Origin of the sequence: Cryobacterium sp. MP_3.1 (assembly GCF_035984795.1) — a bacterium.
GTDB classification, from domain to species: domain Bacteria; phylum Actinomycetota; class Actinomycetes; order Actinomycetales; family Microbacteriaceae; genus Cryobacterium; species Cryobacterium zongtaii.
Genome location: NZ_JAXCHV010000018.1, coordinates 1 through 17,877, shown reverse-complemented (window position 1 = coordinate 17,877; position 17,877 = coordinate 1). Strand labels below are relative to the sequence as shown.

The 17,877-nt window shown below is 69.3% G+C and carries 15 protein-coding genes; 5 read left to right on the top strand and 10 right to left on the bottom strand.

What is annotated here, in order from left to right; translation table 11 throughout:
* The first annotated feature begins 54 nt into the window (after positions 1-54).
* On the top strand, positions 55-1,491 hold the full coding sequence (locus RCH12_RS12080) for an amino acid permease (protein ID WP_327017032.1): 1,437 nt from the start codon (positions 55-57) through the stop codon (positions 1,489-1,491).
* 92 nt (positions 1,492-1,583) lie between these two features.
* Here the strand turns inward: RCH12_RS12080 and RCH12_RS12075 are convergent, their stop codons facing one another.
* Positions 1,584-2,852 (bottom strand): MFS transporter, encoded by a 1,269-nt coding sequence (locus tag RCH12_RS12075; protein ID WP_327017017.1) that lies wholly within the window; start codon positions 2,850-2,852, stop codon positions 1,584-1,586.
* A gap of 233 nt (positions 2,853-3,085) precedes the next feature.
* Between RCH12_RS12075 and purU the strand changes: the two genes are divergently transcribed.
* Both purU and RCH12_RS12065 read left to right on the top strand, forming a co-directional pair.
* Positions 3,086-3,961: a formyltetrahydrofolate deformylase gene (purU, locus tag RCH12_RS12070; RefSeq protein ID WP_327017016.1), complete on the top strand. Its 876-nt coding sequence runs from the start codon at positions 3,086-3,088 to the stop codon at positions 3,959-3,961.
* A 21-nt stretch (positions 3,962-3,982) separates the two neighbouring features.
* Positions 3,983-4,342: a YrdB family protein gene (locus RCH12_RS12065; protein WP_103432199.1), complete on the top strand. Its 360-nt coding sequence runs from the start codon at positions 3,983-3,985 to the stop codon at positions 4,340-4,342.
* Positions 4,343-4,345: 3 nt separating this feature from the next.
* On the opposite strand, the gene RCH12_RS12060 is transcribed toward RCH12_RS12065, so the two are convergent.
* The 5 genes from RCH12_RS12060 to RCH12_RS12040 form a co-directional block, all read right to left on the bottom strand.
* Positions 4,346-4,738, bottom strand: a complete 393-nt coding sequence (locus tag RCH12_RS12060) for a DUF1761 domain-containing protein (RefSeq protein WP_088457104.1) — start codon at positions 4,736-4,738, stop codon at positions 4,346-4,348.
* Positions 4,739-4,793: 55 nt separating this feature from the next.
* Positions 4,794-5,669 (bottom strand): helix-turn-helix domain-containing protein, encoded by an 876-nt coding sequence (locus RCH12_RS12055; RefSeq protein ID WP_327017015.1) that lies wholly within the window; start codon positions 5,667-5,669, stop codon positions 4,794-4,796.
* A gap of 69 nt (positions 5,670-5,738) precedes the next feature.
* On the bottom strand, positions 5,739-6,998 hold the full coding sequence (locus tag RCH12_RS12050) for an MFS transporter (RefSeq protein ID WP_088457106.1): 1,260 nt from the start codon (positions 6,996-6,998) through the stop codon (positions 5,739-5,741).
* A gap of 44 nt (positions 6,999-7,042) precedes the next feature.
* Positions 7,043-8,938, bottom strand: coding sequence for a heavy metal translocating P-type ATPase (locus RCH12_RS12045; RefSeq protein ID WP_327017014.1), 1,896 nt, complete (start codon positions 8,936-8,938; stop codon positions 7,043-7,045).
* Between the two features lie 197 nt (positions 8,939-9,135).
* Positions 9,136-10,350, bottom strand: coding sequence for an NADP-dependent isocitrate dehydrogenase (locus RCH12_RS12040; RefSeq protein WP_327017013.1), 1,215 nt, complete (start codon positions 10,348-10,350; stop codon positions 9,136-9,138).
* Between the two features lie 164 nt (positions 10,351-10,514).
* Here RCH12_RS12040 and RCH12_RS12035 point away from each other — a divergent pair, with 164 nt between their 5' ends.
* The gene (locus RCH12_RS12035) at positions 10,515-10,967 is read left to right on the top strand and encodes a GNAT family N-acetyltransferase (RefSeq protein ID WP_088457109.1); all 453 of its coding nucleotides are present in this window, start codon (positions 10,515-10,517) and stop codon (positions 10,965-10,967) included.
* A gap of 3 nt (positions 10,968-10,970) precedes the next feature.
* On the top strand, positions 10,971-11,291 hold the full coding sequence (locus tag RCH12_RS12030; RefSeq protein ID WP_088457110.1) for an MGMT family protein: 321 nt from the start codon (positions 10,971-10,973) through the stop codon (positions 11,289-11,291).
* Here RCH12_RS12030 and RCH12_RS12025 read toward each other — a convergent pair.
* From RCH12_RS12025 to ddaH, 4 genes are all read right to left on the bottom strand, one after another.
* Positions 11,266-12,513, bottom strand: a complete 1,248-nt coding sequence (locus RCH12_RS12025) for an NAD(P)/FAD-dependent oxidoreductase (RefSeq protein ID WP_327017012.1) — start codon at positions 12,511-12,513, stop codon at positions 11,266-11,268. The two genes, RCH12_RS12030 and RCH12_RS12025, sit on opposite strands and share 26 nt — an antisense overlap.
* Before the next feature lie 272 nt (positions 12,514-12,785).
* Positions 12,786-14,591, bottom strand: a complete 1,806-nt coding sequence (locus tag RCH12_RS12020) for an ABC transporter ATP-binding protein (RefSeq protein ID WP_088457111.1) — start codon at positions 14,589-14,591, stop codon at positions 12,786-12,788.
* Positions 14,588-16,438, bottom strand: coding sequence for an ABC transporter ATP-binding protein (locus RCH12_RS12015; protein ID WP_088458105.1), 1,851 nt, complete (start codon positions 16,436-16,438; stop codon positions 14,588-14,590). Before RCH12_RS12015 ends, RCH12_RS12020 begins: the two co-directional genes overlap by 4 nt.
* A gap of 440 nt (positions 16,439-16,878) precedes the next feature.
* A complete protein-coding gene (ddaH, locus tag RCH12_RS12010) occupies positions 16,879-17,691 on the bottom strand; it encodes a dimethylargininase (RefSeq protein ID WP_327017011.1) in 813 nt (270 codons plus the stop codon).
* Between the last annotated feature and the right edge of the window lie 186 nt (positions 17,692-17,877).

The following is a 17,877-nucleotide window of genomic DNA, read 5'->3' as shown; positions in this document are numbered from 1 at the left end:
CGCACCAGCGCCACACCGCACCGCTCCGGCCACGAGGAAACCCCGCTCGAGCACATCGACGACGCCCTGAGCGTGCACGAGGACCAGGGCCTGCACAAGGGCCTCAAGGCCAGGCACGTGCAGATGATCGCGATCGGCGGCGCCATCGGCACCGGCCTGTTCCTCGGCGCGGGCGGCCGGCTGGCCATCGCCGGTCCCGCCCTGGTGTTCGTGTACGCGATCTGCGGCTTTTTTGCGTTCCTGATCCTGCGGGCGCTCGGCGAGCTGGTGCTGCACCGGCCGACCTCCGGCTCCTTCGTGTCGTATGCGCGGGAGTTCTTCGGGGAGAAGACCGCGTTCGTGACCGGCTGGCTGTACTGGCTGAACTGGGTGATGACCGCGATTGTGGACGTGACCGCGGTGGCGCTGTACATGAACTTCTTCGGCAAGTACTGGGCCCCGTTCGGCGACGTGCCGCAGTGGCTGTTCGCGCTGCTGGCCCTCGCCGTGGTGCTGGGCCTCAACCTGCTCTCGGTGAAGGTGTTCGGTGAGATGGAATTCTGGTTCGCCCTGATCAAGGTCGTCGCCATCGTGGTGTTCCTGATCGTGGGCACCTGGATGGTCATCTTCGGCACCCCGGTGGAAGGCGCGACGGTGGGCTTCTCCCTGATCGCCGACAACGGCGGCTGGCTGCCCAACGGCCTGCTCGCGTCGGTGCTCGTGGTGCAGGGCGTGGTCTTCGCCTACGCCTCGATCGAACTGATCGGAACGGCCGCCGGCGAGACCGAGAACCCCGAGAAGGTGATGCCCAAGGCCATCAACACGGTGATCGTGCGCATCGCGGTCTTCTACGTCGGGTCGGTCCTGTTGCTCTCGCTGTTGTTGCCGTACACGGCATACGAGGCCGGCGTGAGCCCCTTCGTGACGTTCTTCGGTTCGATCGGTGTCGAGGGCGTCGACGTGATCATGAACCTCGTTGTCCTCACCGCCGCGCTGTCCTCACTGAATGCCGGCCTGTATTCCACCGGACGCATCCTCCGGTCGATGTCGCTGGCCGGGTCGGCGCCCCGGTTCGCCGACAAGGTGAGCCGCAATGGGGTGCCGTTCGGCGGCATCCTGCTCACCGGTGTCGTCACCCTGCTCGGCGTGGCCCTGAACGCGCTTGTTCCCGACGAGGCGTTCGAGATCGTGCTGAACATGGCCGCGATCGGCATCATCAGCGCCTGGGGCATGATCGTGCTCTGCCAGCTGCGGTTGCAGGCGTGGGCGAAGGCGGGCATCCTCACCCGGCCGGCGTTCCGGATGCCCGGAGCCCCGTTCACCGGGTACCTCACGCTGGCCTTCCTCGCGACGGTGCTCGTGCTGATGGCGTTCGACTGGCCGGTCGGCACCCTCACCATCAGCTCGCTCGGACTGATCATCCCGGCGCTGATCCTGGGCTGGTTCGCCTGCCGTGGCCGGATCCTCGAGATCGCGGCAGCTCGGCCGCCGCTACCCACCGCCAAACGCTAGGCCGGTCTGCCCCGCCAATTGTTGCCCGTGCGGACAAGTGCACCCGGTACGCCGGGCGCACTTGTCCGTTTCGGCACCAGTTGCGGCGGGGCTCAGACGGCGCGGCGGCGGATGACGATGTCGCTGAACAGCACCAGGGCCAGGGACAGCAGGATGATGGCCACGTACACGAACGGCACCGTGCCGAGCCCCACCCGGTCCAGCAGGAACGCTCCCACGAACGCGCCCAGGCCGATGCCGATGTTGAAAGCCGTGGTGTACACGGCGCTGGCGGTGTCGCGGATGCGCACCGACGCGGTGTGCAGCAGCCGGGTCTGCAGCAGCGGCGGGAATGAGCCGAACGCCAGGCCCCAGACCAGGAACGCGATGATCGCCACGGGCAGCACCTCGGTGGACAGTGCCAGCACGCTCACGCTGACGGCGGTGACCGCCAGGCCGAGCACCAGGCCCAGCTGCGGGCGCTTGCTGAACACCACCCCGCTGATGAACAGGCCGATCGCCCCGGCGATGCCGTAGGCGAAAAGCAGGGGTGCCACGGCGTCGCTGCCCACGCCGAGGGTGTCGCTGAGGAACGGGGCGATGTAGGTGTAGAAGGTGTAGTGCCCTATCATGGTCAGCGCCGTAATCACGCAGACCAGCGCGACGGCGCCGATCGTGGCATCCCGCGGCAGCTTCGCGGGCAGCGTGACCGTGCCGGTGGCCGTCGTCACGGGCTGTGCCGGCTTGGCGTTGTAGTGGTCGACCTTGGGCAGGAACTTCCAGATCACCACGGCGCCCACGAGCATCAGCCCGGCGAGCACCACGAACGAGAGCCGCCAGCCGAGTAAGTGGCCGAGGAAGGTGCCCAGCGGCACCCCGAAGACGAACGCCAGTGTGCCGCCGGCGATGGTGATCGAAACCGCGCGGGCGATCTGGTCCCTGGGCACGAGGTGCGCGGAGTACGCGCCGACGACGCCCCAGAACAGGCCGTGCGCCAGCCCGCCGATCACCCGGGAGATCACCACGAAGGTGTAGTCGGGGGCGATCGCGGTGAGCACGTTGCTCAGCGCGAACACGACCAGGACCATCAGGATCAGCCCGTGCCTGGGCATCCGGCGGGTCAGCAACGCCAGCGGTGTGCTGGTGACCACGACGGTGAAGGCGAACCAGGACACGAGCAGCCCGACCTGGGACTGGCTCACGCCCAGCGAGCTGCTCATTTCCGGCAGCAGGCCGGTGGGCAGCATCTCCGAGGTGACCGAGAGGAACACAGCGGCGGAGAGGGCGATCAGGCCGATCCAGGGGAACGGTCCGCTGGGGGCTTTTTCGTTCGGACCGGGAACGCCGGTCGATGGCAGCGTGATGGGCGCGGTGAATGACATGGGTGCTGTGGCTCACAGACAGGATGCCGCTTGCCCGAGGCCAGCGGCTGTCACGGCTGGCTGCGCGGTTCTTCAAGCGGTGCGCGCCGACGTGCGCGCCCGGGGCCGGTGAGATTCCGCCGACCACGGACTAGCTTAGCCGAGTGAGCCCGCAAACGACAGGGTCGCCCGGCGTAACCGGCCGGCCGGCCGCTGATGCCGGTGTGCACCGGCAGTCCCGGTAATCTGGTTCGATGAACCCCAGTCTTCCGGCTCCCGTGCACCACCACCACCTGGTCGTCACCCTCGTCTGCCCCGACCAGCCCGGTATCGTGCACGCCGTCAGCGGCGCGATCGTTCAGGCCCGTGGCAACATCACCGAGAGCCAGCAGTTCTCCAGCGCCGACACCGGCCGGTTCTTCATCCGTCTGCAGGTGGAGTCCCCCGCGAACCGCGACGAACTGCAGGCCGCGCTCGCGCCGATCATCGAGCGGTACGCCATGGCATCCGTCATCGACGTTGTCGGGCGGCCGCTGCGCACCCTGGTGCTGGCCTCCACCGCCGGGCACTGCGTCAACGACCTGCTCTTCCGCCAGCGCGGCGGCCAGCTGGCCGTCGAGGTGCCGCTGGTGCTCAGCAACCACGGCGCCCTGCGCGACCTGGTCGGGTTCTATGGCGTGCCGTTCGAATCGCTGCCGATCACGGATGCGGCCAGCAAGGCCGCGTTCGAGGCTCGCGTGGTCGACGCCGTCGAGGCGAACGACATCGAACTGGTGGTGCTGGCCCGGTATATGCAGATCCTCTCCCCCGAGCTGTGCGCGTATCTCGAGGGCCGCGCGATCAACATCCACCACTCGTTCCTGCCCGGCTTCAAGGGGGCCAACCCGTACAAGCAGGCCCACGCCCGCGGTGTGAAGCTCATCGGCGCCACGGCGCACTTCGTCACCAGCGACCTGGACGAGGGTCCGATCATCGAGCAGAACGTCGTGCGCGTGGATCACTCCCGCACCCCCGCCGAACTCGTCGCGATCGGTCAGGACGAGGAGAGCCGTACCCTCACCCAGGCGGTGAAGTGGTTCGCCGAGAACCGGGTGCTGCTCGACGGAGCACGCACCATCATCTTCAAGTAGCCCGGTCGGTAGGATTGGCGGGTGAACGACACCCGCCCCACCCCGACCATCGGCGCCAACGACATCCTGCGTTTTGTGCTTGAACTGTTCGCCTTCGTGAGCCTGGCGCTCTGGGGGTTCCTGGCCTGGCCGCTGCCGTGGCCGGGCATCCTGGTGGGCATCCTCGCGCCGGCCTTCGCGATCCTGGTCTGGGCGCTGTTCCGCTCGCCCAAGGCCGTGTTCCGGCTCGACCCGTTCGGCAAGGCGATCGTGGAGATCTTCGTGTTCGGCGCCGCGGCGTTGGCCTGGTGGGACCTGGGCCAGCCGATTGTTGCCGGCGTCTTCGCGGTGGTGGCCACCGTCAGCGGTGTGCTCTCCGGCCGCAAGGAGCTCGGCGCCTGAGCGTTACTGCAGCAGACCGATGATGGCGCCCATCACGGTGAAGGACACCACGTTGTACGACCCGTTGATGGCGAACAACACGAGGCTTCTCCGTTCGAACAGGTAGTTCACGCCGAAGGCTGCGGCCACGAACGTCGAGCCGGTCGCGAATCCGGCGAACGTGCCGAAGCCCGGCCCGTTCGAGCCGATGAACGCGGCCAGGCTGATCGCCATGACGATCGCCAGGATCGCCGAACCGATGAAGACCCGCGCGGTGCCGTGCTTCAGCTGTTCGTCGGTGACGCCCGCCGCGCGCTGCCACGGGCGGGCGAACACCACCGAGTACCAGAGCCCGCCGATCACGAACGACGAGAGTGCGGCCAGCGCGACCGCCAGCCAGTTGAATGACACGTCCATGTCTACTCCCGGGATACCTGGTCCCGGCCACTCCGGGACACTGTCACGCTAACCATCAGGGCGCGGTGCGTCTTGTAGAAAATTCCGGCACCGTCGGCGACGGCACACCCTCCGGCTCATCCAGCGGCACGAAGGCGGCGTAGTCCACACCGACGCGGGTGACGATGTCGAGGTACCGGCTGGGCGAGAAGCCCGTGAACGCCCGGAAGACCCTGATGAAATGGGGCTGGTCGTAGTACCCGGACGTGGCCACCAGATCGGCCCAGCTGGGCATCGGCCCCTGCAACGGCAGTGCCTGGATGAACTGGCGGAACCGGACGATGTCCGCGTAGGCCTTGGGGGTGACCCCGCACCAGGACTTGAAGTCGTCGATCAGGCGGTGGTGGCTGAGCCCGGCGGCCGCCGCGATCTCCGGCACCGGCGCATCCGGGTTCTGGTGGATGCCGGCCCAGGCCCGCAGCACCGCCTGCGGCGCCGAGCCTGGCCGTCGCCGGGCGCGCAGGTGGTCGATCAGCAGCGCCACCGCCACCGCGGGGTCGGGGGCCCGCCGCGCGGTCTGCCGCAGCGCGTCGGTGTCACCGAGCAACCCCTGGCTCTCTCGCACGGTGCCGGTCAGCTCGTCGGCGGGCAGATCGAGGAACCTGGCGGCGGCGAACGGCGCCAGCTCGGCGGCGACGTGCCGGATCGCCGACGGGCTCTGGGTCATCAGGAACCGTGGCTGCAGCCCGGACAGGAAGCCCGCCCCGAGCGTGCGCGCCGCGCCGGTCTCCAGGTCGAATACCCGATACGGGTCGGACAGGTTAAGGATCAGGTGCAGGGCGGGCTGCGGGAAGATGCGCTCGTAGCGTTGCTCCGCGGGCTGCTCGAGGTACCACAGCCGCAACACGTCCGGGGCCAGATCGGCCGGCACGGGCACCTCGAGGTAGGCCATGCCCCCACCGTAGGACCGACGGCTGCCGCTGGCTACTCGACCGGGCAGGGTCTGCAGGAGTTGTGCGGCTCAGCGGTCGACGGCGTCGGTGACCGGCGGCTCGGCGGCGGGGTGCGCGGGCAGGCCGGCGGGCATCCGCAGGGCGTAGAGGGAGGTGGCGACGAAGAGCAGCCCGCCGAGCAGGAACGCGGCCGGGTACGAGACGGTGTCGGCGAGCAGGCCCGCCACGAGGGGGCCGACGATGGCGCCGAAGTCGGAGAACATCGAGAAGATCGCCACCGGGCGGCCGCCCGCGGTGCCGGCCGCGTCGCCGACGGATGCCGCCGGCGCGGTGCCCATGAATGCCGCGGCGACGCCGTAGACACAGAGCAGCGCGGTGAGCAGCCAAATGTTCGGGGCGAATGGGATCGCCGTGATCGTCACGGCCGCCACCAGGAAAGCGCCGATGATGGCAGGTTTCCGTCCGACGGTGTCGACGAACCTGGACGCGGGCGCCAGAGCAAGGGTCTGCGCGACCGCGGCGACGGCGAACGCGATTCCGGTCCAGGCGCTCGGTCCCTTGAGTACCTCGACGACGAGCACCGGCACCAGGGCGCCGCGCACCCCGAACGACGACCAGCCCTGGGAGAAGTTGGCCAGGCAGGCGGCGCGGAACCGGGGGTCGCGGAGCACGCTGCGGAGCGGGAGCATCGGTGTCGGAGCGCCCGTCAAGCCGGCGCCGGCGCGCGTGGCCGGCTGCAGCAGAACCAGCCCGATCACCCCGGCCACGGCGAGGGTGCCGGCGTAGAAGAAGAACGGCGCGGTCAGCGAGATGGTGGCGAGCAGGCCGCCGAGCGCCGGCCCCGCCATTCCGCCGATGAGGAAGCCGCCCTGGTAGAAACCCACGGCGCGGCCGCGGATGCCCGGCGCGGTGGTGCGCAGCAGCAGGGTCATCGCCGCGACGGTGAACATCGCCGAGCCGATGCCGCCCACTCCCCGCAACAGCAGCAGTTGCGGGTAGCTGCCGGCGATGCCGACCAGGCCGCTGGAGACCGCCACGATGCCGATGCCCACGGCGAGGATGGTGCGTTCGCCGGCCCAGTCGATGAGCTTGCCGCAGACCGGGCTGGCGACGAAGCGCATCAGGGCGAACGCCGACACCACCGCGCCGATCTCGAGGTTGCCCACGCCGAAGCTCTTCACGTACACCGGCAGTACCGGCACCACGACGCCGAAGCCCACCATGACGAAGAACGCGATCACACCGAGCACATAGACATCCCGGCCGAGGCGGGGTTCGTTAGCCGTTCGGCTGGTGGTGGGCCCGAACGGCAAACGGATGCGTCGCATCCCTCCAGATTAGGCGCTCGCGGGCCCCTGGAAGATCGCCAAAGTCAGCGGGTGGGCACCGGCTGTGTGGCCGCGGGAATTCGGGCGGCCACCCCGCGTGCCCGCACGTCGCGGCGCCCGCCGATGGCCCGCAGCGCGTTGAGGATGGTGGCCAGGTCCACCAGCTCCTGCAGCAACGCGCCCACGGTGGCGGGGATCAGCCCGAACGCGGCGGCGATCATCAGGCCGATGCTGAGCGCGATGCCGAGCCAGATGCTCTGCAGGGCGATCCGCACGGTGTCCCGGCCGATTGCGACGGCCCGGGCGGCGCGGGACAGGTCGTCGAGCAGGATCACGGCATCCGCCGATTCGCTGGCCGCGGTGGACCCCTTGGCGCCCATCGCGATGCCCACGTCGGCCACGGCGAGCACGGGCGCGTCGTTGACGCCGTCGCCGACCATGATCACCGGCCGCTCCCGGATGGCCCGCACGGCGTCGACCTTGTCGGCCGGCAGGCAGTCCGCCCGCACCCTGGTGATGCCCACCAGCCGGGCAATGTGGTTCGCGGTCGGCCGGGTGTCGCCGGTGAGCATCACGGATTCGCTCACGCCCAGCCGCTCGAGCGCCGCGATGGTGGCGCGGGCGTTGTCGCGCACCTGGTCGCTGGCGACGATGCAGCCCGCGTACCGGCCGTCCACGGCCAGGTAGATGGCCAGTTCGCCGCCGGACAGGTCGGCCGGGTAGGCATCCGGGGCGTGCTCGGCCACAAACGACAGCTTTCCTACGACCACCTCCTGGTCGCCGAACCGGGCCGTGACGCCGTGCGCGGGCACCTCCACGGCCGACTCGGTGCGCTGCAGCGGGAGGCCGCGCGTTTCGGCGGCGGTGATGACGGATGCGGCGAGCACGTGCGACGAGTACTGCTCGGCCGACGCGGCCAGGCTGAGCAGCTCGTCCTCGCTGAACGGGTCCTCCGGGCAGACCCGGGCGATGGCCGGCGTGCCGTAGGTGAGGGTGCCGGTTTTGTCGAAGACCACAGTCTTGGCGCGGGCGAGTTTCTCGAGCACTCCCCCGCCCTTGACGATGATGCCGTTCCGGGCCGCCCGGCTCATCCCGCCCATGAACGCCACCGGGGCGGCGAGCAGCAGCGGGCACGGGGTGGCGACCACGAGCACCTCGGCGAAACGCACCGGGTCACCGGAGACGAACCAGGCCAGGCCGGCGATCAGCAGCGCCCCCGCGGTGAACGGCACCGCGTACCTGTCGGCGAGGCGCACGACCGGGGCCTTGCTCGCGGCGGCCTCCGCCACCAGCGCCACGATCTGCTGGTACTGGCTGTCGGCGGCCAGAGCGGTGGCGCGCACTGTCGCTGCGGCCTGCCCGTTGATGGAACCGCTGAGCACAGGGTCGCCCGCGTGCCGCTCAACGGGCAGGCTCTCGCCGGTCAGCGAGGACTCGTCGAACGCGGCCGAGGCGGAGACCAGGTCGGCGTCCACGGGTACGATCTCGGCGGGCCGCACCAGCAGCAGGTCGCCGATCTGCACCAGGGTGGCCGGCACGTCGTCAACGTCGGAGGAGCCGCCCCGCAGCAGGTGCGCGATCTGCGGCACCCGGTCGAGCAGGGCGTTCAGCTCCCGCTGGGCCCGCCCCGCGGCGTAGTCCTCGAGCGCGGCGCCGCCGGAGAGCATCAGCACGATCAGCAGGGTGGCCACGTACTCGCCCACCAGGATGGTCGCGATGATGGCCATGATCGCCAGCAGGTCCACGCCGAACGAGCCCTGGCGCATCCGTTTGATCATGCCGACGCCCTGGATGCCGACCACGACCAGGCCGAGGGCGGAGAACAGCCACTGCACGGCGACCGTCAGCCCGGCGGCCCACAGCAGCAGTCCGAGCAGGCCGATGAGGATGGTTGCCGCCACAACCGGATACCGGCGGAATGCTCCCGTGAGCGTGGACATGGCTCCATTGTCACCTCGGATGCCCGTAGGCACCAGCAAGGAGAGCCTCCGCTTGTCGCCGTACCCGTCGGGCCAACTGTTCCCGGTGCGGACAATTGCGCCCGGCGTACCGGGCACATTTGTCCGTTTCGGCGACAGTTGGGCGCAGAAAAGGCCCCGCCGGATCGACGGGGCCTTTTCGGGTGCGGGCGGGCGGGTTAGGCCAGGCGGGTCTGCAGGTTCTCGGCGATCGCGGCCAGGAAATCCTCGGTGGTGAGGTAGCCCTGGTCCGGGCCGACCAACAGCGCGAGGTCCTTGGTCATCTTGCCGCTCTCGACGGTCTTCACGACCACATCCTCGAGGGTGTGCGCGAACTCGGCGAGCGCCGGGTTGCCGTCGAGCTTGGCGCGGTGCGACAAGCCGCGGGTCCAGGCGTAGATCGACGCGATCGGGTTGGTCGAGGTGGGCTTGCCCTGCTGGTGCTGGCGGTAGTGCCGGGTCACGGTGCCGTGCGCGGCCTCGGCCTCGACGACGCTGCCGTCGGGGGTGGAGAGCACGCTGGTCATCAGGCCGAGCGAGCCGAAGCCCTGCGCGACGGTGTCGGACTGCACGTCGCCGTCGTAGTTCTTGCAGGCCCAGACGTAACCGCCCTCCCACTTCATCGCCGATGCGACCATGTCGTCGATCAGGCGGTGCTCATAGGTGAGGCCGGCGGCCTCGAAGCGGTCCTTGAACTCGGTGTCGAAGATCTCCTGGAAGATGTCCTTGAACCGGCCGTCGTACGCCTTGAGGATGGTGTTCTTGGTCGACAGGTAGACCGGGTAGTTGCGCTCCAGGCCGTAGTTGAGCGAGGCGCGGGCGAAGTCGATGATCGACTTGTCGAGGTTGTACATGCCCATGGCCACACCGCTGCCCGGCGCCTGGAAGACCTCGAACTGCTGTGGGTCGCCGCCGTCCTTCGGGGTGAAGGTCATGGTGAGGGTGCCTTCGCCCTCGAAACGGAAGTTGGTGGCGCGGTACTGGTCGCCGAACGCGTGGCGGCCGATGATGATCGGCTTGTTCCAGCCCGGCACCAGGCGCGGGATGTTGGAGATGATGATCGGCTCACGGAAGATGGTGCCGCCGAGGATGTTGCGGATGGTGCCGTTGGGCGACGCCCACATCTTCTTCAGGCCGAATTCTTCGACCCGGGCCTCGTCCGGGGTGATGGTGGCGCACTTGACGCCGACGCCGTGCTTCTGGATGGCGTGAGCCGCGTCGACGGTGATCTGGTCGTCGGTCTCGTCACGCTTCTGGATCGAGAGGTCGTAGTACTCGAGGTCGATGTCGAGGTACGGGTGAATCAGGGAGTCCTTGATGGCCTGCCAGATGATGCGGGTCATCTCGTCCCCGTCAAGCTCGACGACAGTACCTGCAACCTTGATCTTCGACAATGGATTCTCCTCAGTGAGTCGGGGCGTGGTGGCCGTCAACAATCCTAGCCGAGGGCGGTAACTGTCTCGACATCGAGACAGTTGGCCGGCGTTTCGGTGACGGCCGCCGAGTCCCCCACAAACCCGACTACCTGCCGCCGTGGCCGGGCGATAGCCTTGGGTGTATGCCTGAACTCCGACTTGAAGAACTGTCCGCGCGCAACATCGTCGCGGCCAATAACCTGAGCCTCAAGCCCGGTCAGGAGCAATTCATCGCGCCGGTCTCGTATTCGGTCGCCGCATCCGTGATCAACCCGGCCACCGCCTGGCAGCGTGTCGTATTGCTCGACGGCGAGGTCGCCGGGTTCATCCACGGTAATTTCGACCCCGAATCCGCCCAGGAGGAATTCCGCGCCTGCATCTGGCGGATCAACGTCGACGCCGAGGCCCAGGGCATGGGTGTGGGCAAGTTCGCCGCCGATGCCCTCGCCGAAGAGGCCCGTCACCGCGGTTTCGACCGCATCACGGTGATCTGGGAGCCCGGCGAGGACGGCCCTGAGGCCTTCTTCCACCGCATCGGCTTCGTCGACATCGGCGAAACCGAGTTCGGTGAGGTCATCGGCGCGCTCACCCTCTAGCCGGTGCGCCTCAACCCGGCCAGCCCGTTCGTGGAGGCCGTGCTCGACATCGTCGAGGCGATCCCACCCGGCCGGGTGATGACCTATGGCGACGTCGCCGCCGCCCTCGGCTCCCGCGCCGCCCGGGTGGTGGGCCAGACGATGGCGCAATTCGGGTCGGATGCGCCGTGGTGGCGGGTGATCCGCGCCGGTGGGCATCCGCCGATCGGCCACGAGAGCCGGGCGCTGGTGCACTACCGGGCCGAGCAGACACCGTTGCTGCCCGGTCCCGAGCCGGAGTCCGGCTACAGGGTGGACCTCAGCCGAGCGCGCTGGCGTCCCTGACAGGGCCGGCCGGCCCGGCAGTGTCAATGTGGGCGTCGGTGTCGGTGTCGGTGAGGCTCAGGCTGAGCTCGAGCAACCGGGTCCGCCACTCCTCGACCCGCCCGGGCTGGTCGATGCCCAGCACCGCCACCGGCGTCTCGCCACGGCGGTAGACGGCCAGCAGGTCGCCGGTGTCGACCCCGCCCGCCTCGATCGTCATCGACTCGCCACCGTGCACCCGGCCGGCGAACTGCACCAGGGCGCCGGCCTGCTCCGAGGTCAGCGTGGCGGGCGCCGCCGCCCCGCCCGGGTCGACCCCGAGCAGCGCGGCCATGGCGATCGACGGTCGGTTGCGGGTGTCGCTGAAGTGCGCGATGCGGCGGTGCGCCCCGGTTTCCGGGTCAAGCCAGGCCGCACAATCGCCGACCGCGACGATCCCGGGCACGCCGGTGCCGCCGGCCGCGTCGGCGACCACCCCGCCGTGCAGGTCCCAGCCACCCGGGTCGAGTGCGGAGCCGCCGAGCCAGCCGACCAGCGGCACCGCGCCGATGTCCAGCAGCACCAGGTCGGCTCCGATCTCTTCCCCGCTGCTCAGCCGCACCCCGGACACCCAGCCGGGGCCGATCAGCTCGGTCACCCGCAGGTCGGTGCGCACGGTGATGCCCCGGCGCTCGTGCAGCCCGAACACGGCGCCGGCGACGGTGGCGCCGAAGGCCGTGTGGAGCGCATCCGTGCTACTGACGAACACCGTCACCCGCAGACCCAGGTCACGGGCGGTCGACGCCACTTCGAGGCCGACGACCCCGGAGCCGACCACGACCAGGTGGGCGCCGGGCAGCAGTTCTTCGCGGAGCGCCAGGGCGTCCTCCACGGTGCGCAGCGTGTGCACCCCGCGGGGCATGGTCGCCATGCGGCGGGCGGCGGAGCCGGTGGCGATCACCACGGCGTCGGAGTCGACGGTGCGGCCGTTGGCCAGCGTCACCCGGTGCGTGGCCGCGTCGAGCGCGACGGCCGCGACCCCCAGGCGCCAGTCGGCGTCGAGGTCGTCGTGAGGGGCCTCGAGCGCCAGTTCATCGATCGTGGTCTGCCCGGTGAGGAAGCCGCGGCCGAGCGGCGGCCGGTCGTAGGGCCGGTGGCGTTCGCTGCCGAGCACGGTGATGCGGCCGGTGTAGCCGTGGGCGCGGAGGGCGACGGCACTGGCGTGGCCCACCACCCCCGCACCCACGATGGTGACTGAGTCCATGCTGGGTGATCCCCCGATCAGACAGGCTGACACCAACAGATGACCGTGCGGCGCCGGCTCGGGAACGAGGCTGCTCGTTCACGGCGGTTGTGTTCTCTGGCACCAGATTCGCTGCCAGCCCAGGGAGTGTCAAGCGCGTCGGGCCGGTTCCCGGCAAGTGGTTCCCGACCCTCAACATCCCCGAAACACCCCCGACTCAAACCACCCGCGAACCGCGACCCAAGCACCGAAAGCCTCAAGTTTCGGGTACTTGGCTGACAGTTCGCGAGTGGTCAGACGAGGGACTCGCGCCAGGCGGCGTGCAGCCGGGAGAACCGGCCGGTTCCCGAGATGAGCATGTCGGGGGTGCCGTCCTCGACGATGACGCCGTTCTCCATCACCAGCACCCGGTCGGCGATCGCCACGGTCGACAGGCGGTGCGCGATGATCACCGCGGTGCGGTCGCTGAGCAGCGTCTGCAAAGCCTCCTGCACCAGCCGTTCGCTGGGGATGTCCAGCGAACTGGTGGCCTCGTCGAGGATCAGCACCGCCGGGTCGGCCAGGAACGCCCGCGCGAACGAGATCAGCTGACGCTGGCCGGCGGAAACCCTGCCGCCGCGCTTGTTCACGTCGGTGTCGTACCCGCCGGGCAGGCCCACGATGAAGTCGTGCGCGCCGACGGCCCGCGCGGCCGCCTCGATCTCCGACCGCGTCGCATCCGGTTTGCCGATCGCGATGTTGTCGGCGACGCTGCCACTGAACAGGTACGCCTCCTGGGTCACCATCACGATGGCCCGGCGCAGGTCCTTGGGGTGCAGGTCGCGCAGGTCGACGCCGTCCAACAGCACCCGGCCGTGCGACGGGTCATAGAACCTGGAGATCAGCTTCGCCAGGGTCGATTTGCCGGCGCCCGTCGAGCCGACCAGGGCGATGGTCTGCCCGGGTTCCAGGGTGAGGCTGAAGTGCGGCAGGATGACCCGGTCGGCCTGGTACTCGAACTGCACGTTGTCGAAGTGCACGGCACCCTTCGAGGTCCACAGGTCCACCGGCGTGACGGGGTCGGGCACACCGGGCTGCTCCTCGAGCACCCCGGAGATCTTCTCCAGCGCGGCTGCGGCCGACTGGTAGGAGTTGTAGAACATCGCCATCTCCTCCATCGGGTCGAAGAACCGGCGGGTGTACAGCAGCGCGGCGAGCAGCGCACCGATGGCCAGCTGCCCGTCGGCCACGCGGAAGCCGCCGACCAGCAGCACCGCGGCGACGGTGACGTTGCCGATCAGGATCAGCCCGGGATCGAACACGCCGAACAGTTGGATAACGCGGGCGTTGACCAGCCGGTACGACTCGACGAGCTTGCCGAAGACACCCTCGTTGCGCTTCTCGGTGCGGAACGCCTTGACCGCGCGGATGCCGGTCATGGTCTCGACGAACTGCACGATCAGGCTCGCGGACGCGGTGCGGGACTGGCGGAACAGGTGCTGCGAGCGCACCTGGAACCAGCGGGTCAGCGCGAGCAGTGGCACGAGTGCAACGAGCAGCACCAGCCCGCTGACCCCGTCGAGGGCGAAGAGGGCGATGCCGGTGAAGGCCATGTAGAGCAGGCCCTGCACGAGCTGGTTGATGCCGGAGTCCAGCAGCTCCCTGATCGCATCCAGGTCGCTGGTCTGCCGGGAAATGATGCGTCCGGAGGTGTACGACTCGTGGAATTCGAGGCTCAGCCGTTGGGTCTGCAGGAACACGCGCTTCCGCAGGTCGATGAGCACGGCCTGGCTGATCCGGGCGGAGAGCACGGTGTACCAGGCGATCAGTAGCGCCCCGGTGATGCCGGTGATCAGGTAGATCGCCCCGGTCGCCGCCAGCGGCACCCAGTCCTGTTCGAGCAGGGCGGGCAGGCCCTTGTCGATGCCGAACGCGATCAGGGCCGGGCCGGCGACCTGCGCGGCGGTGGACACGACGACGACGAGCATCGCCATGACCACCGACCAGCGCACCGGGAACAGCAGCGAGCCGAGCAGGCGCAACGACCGGCGCCGGATCTGCGCGCTTTCGGCCTTGGTGTAGTCGAGGCGCTCTTCGCCTTCGACACCGATGACACTCACAGTGCTTCTCCCGCTCGCTCGGACTCTCGTCGTTCTTCGTCCTCCAGGCTGGAGATGACGAACTTGTAGTGCGGGCTCGAGGCCAGCAGCTCGGAGTGCGTGCCGACGGCGGTGATCTTGCCCGCCTCGAGCAGCGCCACCCGGTCGGCGAGCATCACCGTGGACGGGCGATGCGCCACGATCAGGGCGGTCGTGGACGCGAGCACCCGGCGCAGGGCGGCCTCGACCAGCGACTCGGTGTTCACGTCCAGCGCGGAGAGCGGGTCGTCGAGCACCAGGACGGCGGGTGCCGCGGCCACGGCGCGGGCCAGCGCCACGCGCTGTCGCTGCCCGCCGGAAAGGCTCATGCCCTCTTCGCCGACGAGGGTGTCGACACCGTTGGGCAGGTCGTGCACAAACGCCGCCTGCGCGATCTGCAGCGCCTCGGCCAGGGCCGCGTCGGCCTCCGGGGTGCGCTCGGCGAACTCCGGGCGGCCCAGCAGCACGTTGTCACGCACGGATGCCGAGAACAGGGTGGCGTCCTCGAACGCCATGGCGATGTGCCGGCGCAGCTCGTCGCGGCGGAGGGCCCGCACATCGACCCCGTCGAGGGTCACCGAGCCATCCGTCACGTCGTACAGCCGGGTGGTGAGCGCCGTCAGGGTGGACTTGCCGGAGCCGGTGAGACCGACCAGCGCCATGGTCTCGCCGGGTTCGAGCACCAGGTTCACCCCGTCGAGCAGGTCGGGAAACCGTTCGGGTGAGTCCGCGTAGCGGAAGTGCACGTTCTCGAACGCGAGTCGGCCGCGCGGGCTGGTGATCGTGACCGGGCGGGGCGGGTCGGTGATGGTGTTTGGCGTGTCCAGGATGTCGAAGAACCTGTCGGTGGCGGTGCGGGTGTCAAAGGTCATCGACAGCAGGAAGCCGATCGACTCCACCGGGAAGCGCAGCACGGTGGCGGTGGCGAAGAACGCCACCAGCTCGCCGACGCTGAGCTGGCCCTGGCTGGTCAGCCAGACGCCGGAGACCAGGCAAAGCGCGAACGCGACGTCGGGCACCAGCAGCAGCCAGAGCCAGATCCCGGCGATGGCGCGGGCCTTCTCGATCTCGGTGCCGCGCAGCTCCTCCGCCTGGCTGGCGAAGCTCTTGAGCGCGAAGCTGCCACGGCCGAACGCCTTGAGCACCCGGATGCCGTGCACCGACTCCTCGACGGCGGTCGCCAGGTCGCCGGACTGGTCCTGGCTGCGCCTCGCGATCACGGAGTACTTCTCCTCGAACACGTAGCCGTAGATCCAGATCGGGATCGAGCAGACCAGGAAGATCACGCCGAGGATCCAGTTCATCGACAGGAGGATCACCACGCCGGCGATGATGGTGAGGAAGTTGACCACGAGCAGCACCAGACCGAACGAGATCCAACGGCGGATCATGTTGAGGTCGCTGACGGCGCGGGAGAGCAGCTGCCCGCTCGGCCAGCGGTCGTGGAAGGTCACGGGCAGGTCCTGCAGCCGGGCGTACAGGGCGTTGCGCATCCGGGATTCGATGTGGGTACCGGGAACGAGCACGAACCAGCGGCGCAGCGCGATCATGCCGGCCTCGAGCACGCCGAGGCCGAGCACGATGAGTACGGCGGGCCAGATCGGTGCAGTGTCTCCCTGGCTGAGGGCGCCGTCGACGAGTTGCTGCAGCACCTGCGGGATGGCCAGGGCCACCAGCGAGGCAAGCAGTGCCGCGAGCATGCCCAGGCCCAGCCTCGGCAGCGCGGGCTTGGCATAGGGATAGAGCCGCAGCAGGGTGCGGAAGGTGTTGGAGCGCGCAGCGGGCGTGGGCGCAGTGTGCGGCGGATGCTGTGGAGCAGTGGTGGTCATGAGAGAGGTTCCTGGCTGGGCCGGCTCCGGCGCTGAAGCGCCGGTGGGCTGGATGGTGCGGGGCTGGGTGGGTGCGGGACCCGCGACGAAGCCGTTGGTGCTGGCGGCGGTGCCGACGGTGCTCCTGGCGGCGTGCGGTGGTGCCCGGTGCCGGCGCGGAATGACCACGTCCGGAAGAGGAAGCGGGCGGTGACGCCCGCTGAAATGTGCGGCCCGCGCAGACGCGGGCGGGTGGGGTTCTCTGGCCGGGACCTTAGATTGAGGCGAGTCGGAGCGCCGGGACGAAGGCAGCGCCGGTCGCAATCGATGCGTACCTGGTGCGAGCTGTCTTGGTCATGTCGGCCTCCTGAGCGTTTCGTGTCATCGTCTTGTGCCCCCCTTGTTCAGGCAGCCTTTCAGGATAGGGCCACGGACGACTCCGGCGCAAGCAGAATTTTCGCTCAGCGAACGCGCACGCTCAGGCAGGTGACACAGCCCTCGAGCTTCTCGAACTCGGTGATGTCCACGGTCACGGCCCGATAGCCGAGCCCGGTGAGCAGCTCGGTGGTGCGCGGCGCGGCGGCCGACATCAGCAGGGTGTGCGCGTCGAGCACAACCACGGCGGTACCCTCCGCTTCGGGTACCGGCACGAACCTCTCGAACAGTCCCGGGTCGTCCACGAGCGGCGGGTAGCCGATGATGGTGCCGTCCGGCAGGGCGGTGATAGCGGTCTTGAGGTGCAGGGCTCGGGTCACCGGAACCGGGACCACGGTGTAGCCGAGGGGTTCGACGATGGCGGCAAGCTGCGCCGCACCCTCAGCGTTGGTGCGCAGGCTCTGCCCCACGTAAACGGTGGCGCCCACCTTGAGCACGTCACCGCCGTCAAGGGTGCCGGGCAGGTCGATCCGGCGCACCGCGAGTCCCAGGGGGCGCACGGCCGCCTCGGCACCGGCCGTCTCGCCGCGTCGGCTGGGCGCACCAGGGCTGGCCAGCACGGCGGTGTCGCCGAAGAGGATCACGGCATCCTCGATGAAGACGGAGTCCGGCTGGTCGGGTGCCGGATCCACCTCGGTGATGGCCCAGCCCTCCGACTGCAGCGCCGCCACGTAGCCGTCCCACTGCGCCCGGGCCAGCCCGAGGTCGATCGGCACACGATCGATGTGGGTGATCTCGCCCTCGGCGAGGATGTCGACGGGCCGGCGGACCAGCACGCGCCGAGCGGTGCCCGGCAGAGTCACATCGCCAGGGAGGGCCGAGTCGCCGGAGGTTGTCATGCGCTCAGCCTAATCGCAGACGAATTGTTCCCCGTGCGGACAACGCGGCAAGCGCAGCATCCGTCAGTTGCCGCAAAGTGCCCTCTCACCCACGGCAAAGTCAAGTGGTGGATGCAACGGGTCGGGTTTCTAGGCTGCGGTGAGCAGTTCGGCGAGGCGTTGGGTTGGGGTAGCCATGTTGAGCGT

Excerpts from the sequence above, each read along its gene's own strand:
- RCH12_RS12075 (WP_327017017.1), bottom strand. The coding sequence starts at position 2,852 with ATGTCATTCACCGCGCCCATCACGCTGCCATCGACCGGCGTTCCCGGT.
- purU (WP_327017016.1), top strand. The coding sequence starts at position 3,086 with ATGAACCCCAGTCTTCCGGCTCCCGTGCACCACCACCACCTGGTCGTC.
- RCH12_RS12060 (WP_088457104.1), bottom strand. The coding sequence starts at position 4,738 with ATGGACGTGTCATTCAACTGGCTGGCGGTCGCGCTGGCCGCACTCTCG.
- RCH12_RS12055 (WP_327017015.1), bottom strand. The coding sequence starts at position 5,669 with ATGGCCTACCTCGAGGTGCCCGTGCCGGCCGATCTGGCCCCGGACGTG.
- RCH12_RS12050 (WP_088457106.1), bottom strand. The coding sequence starts at position 6,998 with ATGCGACGCATCCGTTTGCCGTTCGGGCCCACCACCAGCCGAACGGCT.
- RCH12_RS12045 (WP_327017014.1), bottom strand. The coding sequence starts at position 8,938 with ATGTCCACGCTCACGGGAGCATTCCGCCGGTATCCGGTTGTGGCGGCA.
- RCH12_RS12035 (WP_088457109.1), top strand. The coding sequence starts at position 10,515 with ATGCCTGAACTCCGACTTGAAGAACTGTCCGCGCGCAACATCGTCGCG.
- RCH12_RS12025 (WP_327017012.1), bottom strand. The coding sequence starts at position 12,513 with ATGGACTCAGTCACCATCGTGGGTGCGGGGGTGGTGGGCCACGCCAGT.
- RCH12_RS12015 (WP_088458105.1), bottom strand. The coding sequence starts at position 16,438 with ATGACCACCACTGCTCCACAGCATCCGCCGCACACTGCGCCCACGCCC.
- ddaH (WP_327017011.1), bottom strand. The coding sequence starts at position 17,691 with ATGACAACCTCCGGCGACTCGGCCCTCCCTGGCGATGTGACTCTGCCG.